This window comes from uncultured Shimia sp. (assembly GCF_913054185.1).
Classification (GTDB): domain Bacteria; phylum Pseudomonadota; class Alphaproteobacteria; order Rhodobacterales; family Rhodobacteraceae; genus Shimia.
In genome coordinates, this window is record NZ_CAJXIV010000123.1 from 1 (window position 1) to 10562 (window position 10562).

General features: G+C 56.5%; 15 protein-coding genes and 1 pseudogene. 8 read left to right on the forward strand and 8 right to left on the reverse strand.

Annotated elements, in window-relative coordinates; all coding sequences use genetic code 11:
- Both glyA and QZ517_RS18460 read left to right on the forward strand, forming a co-directional pair.
- A pseudogene (glyA, locus tag QZ517_RS18455) lies at positions 1-330 on the forward strand (serine hydroxymethyltransferase); the annotation flags it as partial.
- A 91-nt stretch (positions 331-421) separates the two neighbouring features.
- Complete coding sequence (locus tag QZ517_RS18460; protein ID WP_294229967.1) at positions 422-1123, forward strand: class I SAM-dependent methyltransferase; 702 nt, start codon at positions 422-424, stop codon at positions 1121-1123.
- A 13-nt stretch (positions 1124-1136) separates the two neighbouring features.
- Here QZ517_RS18460 and QZ517_RS18465 read toward each other — a convergent pair whose 3' ends face one another.
- Entirely contained in the window at positions 1137-1328 is a 192-nt protein-coding gene (locus QZ517_RS18465; protein WP_294229970.1) for a hypothetical protein, read from the reverse strand.
- A gap of 97 nt (positions 1329-1425) precedes the next feature.
- Here QZ517_RS18465 and QZ517_RS18470 point away from each other — a divergent pair, with 97 nt between their 5' ends.
- A complete protein-coding gene (locus QZ517_RS18470) occupies positions 1426-2301 on the forward strand; it encodes a LysR substrate-binding domain-containing protein (RefSeq protein ID WP_294229971.1) in 876 nt (291 codons plus the stop codon).
- 58 nt (positions 2302-2359) lie between these two features.
- Here QZ517_RS18470 and QZ517_RS18475 read toward each other — a convergent pair whose 3' ends face one another.
- The 4 genes from QZ517_RS18475 to QZ517_RS18485 all read right to left on the reverse strand — a co-directional run bounded on the left by QZ517_RS18475 (position 2360) and on the right by QZ517_RS18485 (position 4099).
- Positions 2360-2644, reverse strand: a complete 285-nt coding sequence (locus tag QZ517_RS18475; protein ID WP_294229973.1) for a hypothetical protein — start codon at positions 2642-2644, stop codon at positions 2360-2362.
- 53 nt (positions 2645-2697) lie between these two features.
- Positions 2698-3144, reverse strand: coding sequence for a hypothetical protein (locus QZ517_RS18480; RefSeq protein ID WP_366766361.1), 447 nt, complete (start codon positions 3142-3144; stop codon positions 2698-2700).
- A gap of 3 nt (positions 3145-3147) precedes the next feature.
- The gene (locus tag QZ517_RS20100; RefSeq protein ID WP_366766362.1) at positions 3148-3378 is read right to left on the reverse strand and encodes a hypothetical protein; all 231 of its coding nucleotides are present in this window, start codon (positions 3376-3378) and stop codon (positions 3148-3150) included.
- A 115-nt stretch (positions 3379-3493) separates the two neighbouring features.
- On the reverse strand, positions 3494-4099 hold the full coding sequence (locus QZ517_RS18485) for a TetR-like C-terminal domain-containing protein (protein WP_294229976.1): 606 nt from the start codon (positions 4097-4099) through the stop codon (positions 3494-3496).
- 117 nt (positions 4100-4216) lie between these two features.
- Here QZ517_RS18485 and QZ517_RS18490 point away from each other — a divergent pair, with 117 nt between their 5' ends.
- Positions 4217-5395: a crosslink repair DNA glycosylase YcaQ family protein gene (locus tag QZ517_RS18490; RefSeq protein ID WP_294229979.1), complete on the forward strand. Its 1179-nt coding sequence runs from the start codon at positions 4217-4219 to the stop codon at positions 5393-5395.
- Here the strand turns inward: QZ517_RS18490 and QZ517_RS18495 are convergent.
- Positions 5392-5766, reverse strand: coding sequence for a hypothetical protein (locus QZ517_RS18495; RefSeq protein ID WP_294229982.1), 375 nt, complete (start codon positions 5764-5766; stop codon positions 5392-5394). The two genes, QZ517_RS18490 and QZ517_RS18495, sit on opposite strands and share 4 nt — an antisense overlap.
- Positions 5767-5839: 73 nt before the next feature.
- On the opposite strand from QZ517_RS18495, the gene QZ517_RS18500 reads away from it, so the two are divergent.
- Complete coding sequence (locus QZ517_RS18500) at positions 5840-6610, forward strand: alpha/beta fold hydrolase (RefSeq protein ID WP_294229985.1); 771 nt, start codon at positions 5840-5842, stop codon at positions 6608-6610.
- Here the strand turns inward: QZ517_RS18500 and QZ517_RS18505 are convergent.
- The gene (locus tag QZ517_RS18505; RefSeq protein WP_294229988.1) at positions 6598-6780 is read right to left on the reverse strand and encodes a CTP synthetase; all 183 of its coding nucleotides are present in this window, start codon (positions 6778-6780) and stop codon (positions 6598-6600) included. The genes QZ517_RS18500 and QZ517_RS18505 overlap by 13 nt on opposite strands.
- A 92-nt stretch (positions 6781-6872) precedes the next feature.
- Positions 6873-7628, reverse strand: a complete 756-nt coding sequence (locus QZ517_RS18510; RefSeq protein WP_294229991.1) for an META domain-containing protein — start codon at positions 7626-7628, stop codon at positions 6873-6875.
- 192 nt (positions 7629-7820) lie between these two features.
- Between QZ517_RS18510 and QZ517_RS18515 the strand changes: the two genes are divergently transcribed.
- The 3 genes from QZ517_RS18515 to QZ517_RS18525 all read left to right on the forward strand — a co-directional run.
- Positions 7821-8507 (forward strand): response regulator transcription factor, encoded by a 687-nt coding sequence (locus QZ517_RS18515; protein WP_294229992.1) that lies wholly within the window; start codon positions 7821-7823, stop codon positions 8505-8507.
- Between the two features lie 54 nt (positions 8508-8561).
- Positions 8562-9716: an FIST N-terminal domain-containing protein gene (locus QZ517_RS18520; protein WP_294229995.1), complete on the forward strand. Its 1155-nt coding sequence runs from the start codon at positions 8562-8564 to the stop codon at positions 9714-9716.
- Positions 9717-9723: 7 nt separating this feature from the next.
- Positions 9724-10562: PAS-domain containing protein (locus QZ517_RS18525; RefSeq protein ID WP_294229998.1), on the forward strand; the 839-nt coding region annotated here is incomplete at its 3' end.

A 10562-nucleotide genomic window follows, 5' to 3' on the forward strand; every position in this document is an offset into this window, starting at 1 on the left:
CACGTGATGCTGGTGGATCTGCGCCCCAAGGCTGTGACCGGCAACATCGCCGACAAAGCTCTGGGCCGCGCGCACATCACCACCAACAAAAACGGCATTCCATTTGACCCGGAAAAGCCAATGGTCACGTCCGGCCTGCGTTTGGGCACTCCTGCTGGCACCACCCGCGGCTTTGGCGAAGACGAGTTCCGCGCCATCGCTGACATGATTGTCGAAGTGGTCGATGGCCTGGCCGCCAACGGCGAAGACGGCAACGCCGAGGTCGAGGCTGCTGTACGCGCCAAAGTGGCCGAGCTCTGCGCCCGCTTCCCGCTGTACCCGAACCTGTAAAACAACGGGTGGCAAAAATCATTGGGCCGTCGCTGGACATTTCAGCGGCGGCCCTTTTTGTTTGGGCTGTTTGTATCTGAGGAGAAGCGCAATGAGTGACGGATGGGACGTCTCCGCCAAAGCCTGGATTGCCTCTCAAGGCGCGGACGGGGATTTCAGTCGCAAACATGTATTGGATGCTCCTATGTTGGCCCGTGTACACGCTGCCAGTCCCAATGCCCTATTGGATTTGGGCTGTGGCGAAGGCCGCTTCAGTCGCAAACTCGCCCCGCACATAGACCGCGTCGTTGGCATTGATCCAACGGAGGCCCTCATCGCACAAGCAAACGCTCAAGGGGGAGCAGAATACCAAATCGCAAGCGCCGAGAACTTGCCTTTTGCCAATCAAAGCTTCGACATGACGGTCAGCTACCTGTCGCTCATCGACATCCCCGACATCCCCACTGCTTTGCAAGAATGTCATCGTGTGTTGCGATCTGGCGGGCGCTTGCTAGTCGCAAACCTGAATCCCTGGACCACAGCCAGCCAAGCGCATGGCTATCCAGAAATGAAACCCGACGGCACAACAACTCTGATCATGGACCGCTATTTAGACTGTTTTCCCAGTTGGGCAGAATGGAGCGGTATCCGCATTCAGAATTGGCACCGCCCGCTGTCTTTCTACATGCAGGCCATGCTCTCCGCCGGTTTTCAGCTTGTACATTTTGACGAACCAAGGGCCATTGGAGGGGCGCGCAGCGAGACGTATAACCGCGCGCCCTACCTCCACCTCATGGAGTGGCAGAGGCTGTAACTTTCTGCCCGAGTCACCATCCAAACAGTTTGGGACGCGCACTCTCCGCCGTCTGATCCGAAATGTTCTTGGGGGCAAAGCGTTCGCGCCGGTCTTCGCGCCAATGCGCTTGCAATTTGCGATCTGTCGGCGCCGCCGTGTCCTCACCACCCCAACGTTCCTGACGGGTGGCAACTTGAAAGCTATTTGAAAGAATTCCCAACATATCTGACACTCCTTGTGTTGATCTGTTTCAAACATGGTGGACTATCGCACCAAAAGCGATTCAATATGGCTTTCGATATGTAAGTTGGAGTTACAGTATGGATTGGTCCACCCTCCCCTCACTCGCGGCCCTCCGGGCGTTTGAAGCCGCGGCGCGCCACCAAAACCTAAGCGCGGCAGCGCGGGAGTTGAACGTGACTCACGCAGCCATCGCCCAACACGTGCGCACATTGGAAACTGACCTTTCTACGCCTTTGCTGTTTCGCTCTGGGCGCGGCGTTGCGCTCACCGAAAATGGGCGCCACCTCGCTCAACACCTTTCTGAGGGGTTTGAAATCATCTCCGAAGGCGTGTCCGCCCTTCAGCGCACAAAGGAAGATCGCCCGCTTAGCATCAGCGTCACACCGTCGTTTGCGGCCAACTGGCTCATGCCGCGTATTGGTGGTTTCTGGCAGAAGCACCCGGAAATCTCGCTCAGCATCAACCCCAGTGTCAATTTGATCGACCTGCGCCGGGACGGCTTTGACATGGCAATCCGCTTTGGCAACGGACAATGGCCCGGAGTGACCAGTGAGCTGCTGACATCCGGCGAATTCTGGGTTGTGGCTTCCCCAAAGCTTGTAAATCAAACAGCAAATCTCAGCCTCGCTGACGCAGGTCATCACCCATGGCTGATGGACCTGCACATGCTGGAATGGCGGAAGGTCGTCGAAGACGCTGGCCTCGACCTCGACACGGTTGAAATGACGTCTTTGGAAACCAACGAGCTTGTACTCTCCGCGACCGTCGCGGGCTTGGGCGTGTCGGTGCACCCAAAATCCCTTGTGGAACGCGAAGTGGCATTTGGCACGCTTGTGCAGATTTCCAGCCTGCCGCGCACGGACCTAGGATATCATTTGGTCACTTTGCCCCGTCCCCTTAGTGGCAAAGAGCGCGCGCTTCGAAAATGGCTCATGGCTGAGGCCAAAACCTAACCCCGCAACAGAAAACACCCGGGCGCAACCCCGGGTGCCGTGTTGGAAACTCTGAGACCTAGGCGTTTGACTTCGTATCCAACAGCGCCTCTTCCAGCATTTTTTCATCACGCACTTCTTCAATACGGCGGATGCGATCCTCGCGCTGCTGGCCATCAAATCGGTATTTCACCACGTTGATCAGACTGATGGTCAAAAGCACAATGCCCATGCCCCAAAAGCCCTTGGTCGACAACGGCACGTCAGTGGATAGCCAGAGTGAAATCCCCAGCAACACATAGGCCAGAGCCACACCGGCCACGTTGAGCATTACGATGGTGGAATTGTCATTACGATCAGTCATTTTATTTCTCCAATTTTCGCGTCTTAAAGTCAGGTTTTGCCAAGAGGCAGGTTCTATTTCGCTTGGGTTCTAAGGCGATCAAGAACGGAACTTGCCGTGGCTTTGCTTGCGACCCCAAACCCGGCGTCCGCCATGCGACCGGCGACATCGCCATGGTTCAGGCCGCAGTCGATCTCTCGCAGGATTTCTCCTTGCTCAAAGGGATCATCTTCGCCCATCACCCGCGAGATCAGCGTTTCAGCTTCCTCAAACGGGCTGTCGCCTCCCAGATGGCGGTTCACAGAACGTTGGATGCCTTGCTCTTTGCATATAGCGCGCGCAGATACCGCGCCCTGCTTCAAGTCAATGATGCGGCGGTGGGCTGTTTCCACACTCTGGCGCAACTGCAAAATCCGTGCTTCCAACCGCGCCTGAGTTTGCTGACGCCCCGACAGCTCATTTTCCAGATCCGCAATCGCCTGCGCCGCTTGTTTTGCAAGGTCTTCACGCTCCCCTGTCAAAGCCTACTTGGCGCGCGCCAGCAGGTCAGAAATACGGCCTTCCAAAGTTTCAATCTGGCGCAGTTCACTGCGTTCCCGCTGGATCAACCCAGCCAACGCCACTTTTGCTGCCTTCAGATTTGCGCTCGCCTCACGAATTTTTTGATCAATTAACTCAATGGCATACACATCACGCACCTGTTCCTCAGCTCGGGCGTTTGCCCCCACAATCAATGTTTTCAAAGTACCGAACATCTGTCGCTCCAATTTTTTGAACATCGTTCACAAATGGAGTGATAGAATTTTCCTGAACGTCGTTCAAGTAAATTTTTGAACGACGTTCATAATTCTTTGAAGCAACTGATTTTGCTTAAACTTCTGAGGCCACCTCCGGGCCAATTCGGGACAGAACCTGCGCAATCATCGTGCGTATGTGCTCTGACGGCACGCCTGAGATGCGATTCTCCAGCCCCAGAAGCACAATTCCATGCACCGCAGAAAACATCGCCCGGGTCATCAATCCCAATTCTTCCTCGCCCATTTCTGCATAAAGCTCCGACAGCGGCGCGCGAATATTGTTGAACAGCCCCCCCAAAGACGACAGATACCACTCCGGCACCGCCCCCCCCTCTGTCATCTCCACATCAAACAACGCACGCCACAGCTTTGGATGCTCGGCAGCAAACTCCAGATAGGCATTGGACATGAGAATGAGCCGTTGGCGCGGGCTTTCGCTGCCATCATATGAGGCGGATACCGCCGCACCGAGTTTCTTGAACGTGTGCCCGTTCACCTCGAGCACCAGACCGTGCAGATCCTCAAACACGTTATAGATGGCGCCAACAGCGCAGCCCGCCGCTGCGGCCAGCTCGCGTGCTTTGAGAGACGACAAGCCCCCCGCCGCAATCTGCTCTTCCGCCAATTCGATTAACCGCACACGCAACGCCGCACGCCGCTCTGCCACCTTGCCAGCCATATTGCCCCACACTTTGAACTGCGTTCACAAATACGCGCGCCACGAAGAAATGCCAAGCTCCGCTCCACATCACAGAATGTTCTTCCTTTGTTCGAAAAAACTCCCTAGCGTGCGCCCATGAGTTTTCGCATTTCAAACCGTGACGCCCGCCGCCTCTGGCTTTCTCTGCAAGGCCTGTCTGACTCCCCCATTGGTCCCGCCAATCCCCGCGCCATCATAGGCAAACTGGGGTTTGTGCAGCTGGACAGCATTCAGGTCCTGTCACGTGCGCATCACCACATCCTGTGGTCGCGCAACCAGAACTACCGCGAACCAATGCTGAACAAGCTTCTGGCCGAGGACCGCACGGTGTTTGAGCATTTCACCCACGATGCCAGCGTCCTGCCCATTGAGACCTATCCCTATTGGCGCGCGCAATTCGAGCGCCGCAAGTCCCGCATGGATCAAAAGGGTTGGTTCAAATCCGCCCTTACCAAGGTCAACACCAACGACATCAAGTCCCGCATCTCCGACGAGGGCGCTTTGTCCACTGAAGCTTTTGACACCAAAATCGAAGGCCCCAAAGAAATGTGGTCCCGCCCCCCACACAAACAGGCCCTGGATTACCTGTGGTATGCGGGCGAGCTGGCCACCTGCTATCGCCACAACTTCAAGAAATTCTACAATCTGCCAGAACGCGTGATCCCCGATGCACTGCGCGCACAGCAAATTGACCACGATGAGCAAATCAACTGGCTTTGCACCCAGGCGCTCGACCGGATTGGTTTTGCCACCTCCGGCGACATCAAGCGTTTCTGGGAGGCCATAGACACGGCCGACGTAAAAAAGTGGATGGCAAAAACCGATCTGATCGACGTCGAAGTGCAAACCGCCAACCGGCAATGGCTGCCCATGCAAGCCCCCGCCGACATTGCCCAGCGCTTAGAGCAGGTCACCGCCCCCACCTCCCGCCTACGTATCCTTAATCCATTTGACCCGGTGATCCGCGACCGTGATCGGCTCTCGCGCCTTTTCGGTTTTGACTACCGCATTGAGATATTTGTCCCAGCCGCCAAGCGACAATGGGGGTATTACGTCTATCCGCTTTTGGAAGGAGATCGCTTTGTTGGTCGCCTGGAAGCCAAGGCCAATCGCAAAAAAGGTGAGATCACAGTTACGCAACTCTGGTCTGAACCCGGCGTACGCTGGACCGAGGCTCGCGCGGCCAAGCTGGATGCCGAACTCACCCGTATGGGCCGCTTTATCGGTGCACCAACAATTGTCTGGGATTGCCCCAAAACGCCAAAGACAGGCTAGATCAGCCCCTGCCAGCGCAGCACGAGGATCACCAGCACAACAACAACCATCAGGTTGAAACTCAGCGCCGCCGCAAGATTAAGCAGCGCCCCTTTGCGCCGATCCGCCACATCAATGGTCTCCAGATGCGCAACAATCTCGTCAAACGCTTTGCCCACGGCCGCCGCGTCCACCTGCATCAACAACTTCGGATGCCCACCCAGCCGCTGCGCCTCGACAAACACTTCCGCCTGTCGGTGCAAACGAGACGGCACACGCCGTCCAATCTTCTTCATCGCCCGGCTCAAGGTCTTGGCCCGTACGCCAAATTTCTCTTTGGCCAACTCCAAAAGTCTGGCCTCTTTGGCCTGAATGTCTTGCGTCGTCATCATCCGCGCACCCTAGACCGCACCGACAAAACACTCAACTCTGGAACCTGCCTGCGGAGCGCGCTATCACACCTCCATGTTGAACTTTATCGAACATGGCACTGCCACCGCTGAACCGGACCTTCTGATTGTACACGGGCTGTTTGGCTCCGGCCGAAACTGGGGCGCCATTGCCAAAAGGCTTTCCGCCACCCGCCGTATTCTCTGTGTGGACCAGCGCAACCACGGCCAAAGCCCCTGGTTTGACAGCCATTCTTACGAAGACATGGCCGCTGATTTGGCTGAGGTTATCAAGGCGCAAGGCAAGCCCATGGATGTGCTTGGCCACTCCATGGGGGGCAAAGCCGCCATGGTGCTTGCCCTCACTCAACCTGACTTGGTCAACCGCCTGATTGTGGCTGACATCGCGCCTGTGGCCTACGGCCATGATCAGAACCAAAACATCGAAGCCATGCGCGCGGTGGATTTGTCAAAAGTCAGCAAACGCTCCGATGCCATGGCACAACTGGCTGAAAATCTCGATGACACCACGCTACAAACCTTCTTCACTCAATCCTTGGATGTGAAAGAACAACGCTGGCGCCTCAACCTCGATGTGCTCGACCGCGAGATGCCCAAAATCTTGAACTTCCCGGATGTAGGCGGCATGTATGGCGGCCCAACACTGTTCTTGTCGGGCGCAACTTCAGATTACGTGACCCACGAATACCGCCCCACGATCCGCGACAAATTCCCCAAGGCCCGCTTTGCCAAAATCACCGATGCTGGCCATTGGCTACACGCGGAAAAACCGCGTGAATTTATCGCATCAGTGCAAGCCTGGCTGGATCTGGATCAGCGCGCGTAAAGCACCTGCGCCACTTTCCAGCTCACAGGGAAGGCGATCACAAAGCCAACGATCGCGTACAGAAACAGCCCCAAACCGGTGTTCACTCCGGTAACCAAGGCGGCGATAACGCCAACACCGGCCAAAGTGGACCCAATAAACAGATGTAGAATCGATGCCAAACGCAGCATGGGCTGTCTCCTTTAAGTAGCTGGCGGCAGCTTTGACAAAATTATTCACCGCCAGCTTTGATTTGGATCAGCCCACGCTCACTTGCCGAGCGTCATTCTGCCAACAATTGCATCACCACCGCACCACTGGCGTCAAGCAGCACCTTGTGCCCATCACGCATGCCAAACCCGGTCACTTTTGTCAGGGCCTGAAAGAACGCCACTTCCTGCTCACCAAGGGCACCGGGGCATGCCATACGGGTTGTCGCCAGCGGCCCAAACTCCAAAAAGCCCCCTTTTTCAGTGTAAGTTCCTGTAAAACGATTGCAGCCACTGGTGCCGCTCACGCGACCATCACGATCAAACTTCAACGCTGGCACCCGCGCCTCTTGAACGGTGTTGCCATTCATCTGCACAACCACCCAATCGCTGCCGCTCAGGGCGTTTTCAGTACGTTGAACCATTTGTTCCACCACAACATCCACGGTCTCGGGGGCGTCCCCAGTTAATGCCGCGAAACTCTGTGTGCTACGCCACATCACATCGTCGCCCACGCGGATCACCGCCCGGACGGAATAACGGCCGCGCGCATCAACCATCTCATCATCATACGTCAACTGATAAGCCACTGGCACCTGTCCGCTTGGCTTCAAGGTTTGGCTCGCCAAAACCGTTGATTTTACGTCCATCTTGCTGACATCTTCCAGCGTAACTTCCACAAAAGCTTCCGGTGGCAGCGCTATTTTTTCCCGGTATAGGACAGATCCATTGAGCGTCTGAAAATCCGCCATCGCACTGCCAGCCCCAAGGCACATTGCCAATACCATAGCAGCCTTTAGGCCTGCGGAAATCTTCGTTGAACCTACCATATCACTGTTCCCAACTGTGTTTCTCATGTTGTCCTTAACTACCTAAGCGCGAGGCACGATTGCACCAAGGGGGAAAGATCTCTTCGGCAACTCCCCGCCAATGGGCCACCTCGGAACAAATCCCCAATTGCCGCACCTGTTACGACCTTTGCCCCCCTTTGGCCTGCTTGCCTGCTCTGCTAGGTTGTCGTTATGTCTAACGAAACTATTCCCTCAGGTCTGAACCGGTTCTCCCACGCGCTTGTGGTCGATGACCATCCGCTGTTCTGCGACGCTTTGGTTATGACCTTACAAGCCATCGCCCCGATCACAGAGGTTGCAACAGCCCCCTGCCTCTCCGACGCGCTTGACCAGCTCGAACACGGCCCCCACCCCGATCTGGTGGTGCTGGACTTAAACCTGCCGGACGTGGACGGATTTGACGGTCTGCTTCGTCTCCGCAAAGCCACAAGCGCCAAAGTGCTGGTGGTGTCGTCCATGGCTGACACGCGGATCATCAACGCCGCATTGAATGCCGGCGCGGCTGGATTTGTCCCCAAGCACAGCCAACGTGACATGTTCCGCCGCGCTCTGGAGGCTTTGACAGAGGACCGGGTCTTCATGCCAGAAGGCCACATGCCATCCTGCAACGAGGACGACCCCACAAAAGACGCGGTTGACCGCCTGGCCAGCTTGACCACCCAGCAGGCCCGCATCCTGGACCTCATCTGCGAAGGCAAACTCAACAAACAAATCGCTTTTGAGCTGTCGATTGCTGAAACCACCGTGAAAGCTCATGTGACTGCAATCATGCGCAAACTTGGCGTTCACTCGCGCACACAGGCCGTGCTGATCGCCAAAGAAGCCAGCTTTGAGGAGCACTTGCGCAGCAGCGGGTAGGCAGCCTAACCTGCCAAAAGCGGCATTAAGGAATGCTGCGGGAGGAACGCCAGCATGGATGCCAGCACACCCTTAGCCAAGTCTCAAATTGTGCGCACAGGTTTTGCCCCGTGTGACGCCCCGGATGCCGTGGACCAATTGGTCGCCGCTTTGGGAGCAGAGCCTTTTGCGTTGGTCATCCTGTTCATCTCGCCCAAAGCGGACCTCAACCGCTTTGTCACAGAGATCACTGGACGCTTTGACGCTGCCGAGGTTGTCGGCTGCACCACCGCTGGGGAACTCGCGGAAAACGGCTATACCGAGGGGGAAATTGTGGCCATTGGCCTGCCAAAGACCCACTTTGCCGCCCGCACATTACTTGTGGAGGACCTTACGGACATCAACGCGGAAGTCCGCATCACCGAGATGATCCAAAACCGCAAAGCTTTGGCCGCCGGCCACCCTCACTGGACGTCAGAGTTTGCCTTCCTCATGGTCGATGGGCTCTCCACCCGCGAAGACGCACTTGCCGCTGACCTTTCCATGGGCTTGGGCCCGGTGCCATTGTTTGGCGGGTCCGCCGGCGACGGAGAAGACTTCCAGAAAACCTATGTTCTCTATCAGTCCCAATTTCACAGCAACGCGGCCGTGCTTGTTCAACTGCGCTCCAACTGCCCCGTACAAGTCTTCAAAACCGATCACCTACAGCCAACCGAGCAACGCATGGTCGTGACCGGCGCCAATCCGGCCACACGGCGCGTGTATGAAATCAACGCCGAACCGGCTGCGCGTGAATATGGGCGCATCCTTGGTAAAGATCCCGAACAGCTCTCCACATTCACCTTCGCGGCCCATCCTGTGGTCGTGCGCATCGGGGAACAAACCCACGTGCGTGCGATTCAGCGCGTTGCGGAGAACGGCGATCTGCAATTTTTCTCCGCCATCGACGAAGGCGTTGTGCTCACCTTGGCCGAACCCGAAGATATGGTTGCCCACTTGGACAGAGAGCTCAGCGCACTGACCACTCCAGTGCCACCTGCCACCATTTTGGGTTGTGATTGTGTTCTGCGCCGCGTCGAGGCCACGCAAAAGCAGATCACCGGAGACATTTCACGCGTGCTTGCCAAACACAACGTTGTTGGATTTTCCACTTACGGGGAGCAGGTCAATTCGATGCACGTCAACCAGACGTTCACGGGTGTTGCCATCTACCCGCCGGAAACGGACTAAAACCAAAATGACAGACGCAACTTTGATCGACCCCAAAGACTCCCTGGAACGCCAAAACCAGAAACTTCTCAAGATTGTCGATACGCTCATGCGCCGCGCCGAGGCCGGCCCGGACACAACCGGCGTGGCTTATGCTCAATTTGAACGCGCTGTGATGCTTGAGGAGGAAGTCCAAGCCCGCACACGCGAGCTGGAACATGCGCTAGACCTGCTCAACACTTCCAACGCCTCTCTCGCCCATGCCAACGCCGAAGCAGAAGCCGCTCGGGCCAACCTCGCAAACGCGATCGAAACTGTACAAGAAGGTTTCGCGCTGTTTGACGCCGATGAAAAGTTGGTGCTCTGCAACACACGCTTTGGCAAACATATGCGCGACGTCCACGCGCGGTTCAAACCCGGCCTGGCTTTTCGCAACTACGTCGACATTGTCTCTCAAAGCGCCTTCTTGGAACTGCCAGACGGCACGACGGCTGCGCAATGGGCCAACCAGCGCATGCTACGCCATAAAGAGCAGCACGTTGTATTCAACGCTCCTCTTGCGGGGGATCGCTGGATTCAGGTCTCAGAGCATCGCACGCGAGACGGCGGCACGGTGGTACTGCAAACCGATGTCACTGACATGATGTTGATTGAGCGGCAAGAACGTGAACGCCTGCTCGACGATCAAGCCCGCCTGATCAAAGCCACTTTGGAACACCTGGATCAGGGGGTGGGGGTCTTTGACCGCGAAGCCCGCTTGGTTGGATGGAACCGCCGTATGGGTGAACTGCTCTCCATTCCGGTACGCCGTTTTCACCTTGGCCTGCCATTTGACACGATCTTTGACCAGCTCTCCCGCAAGCTGGC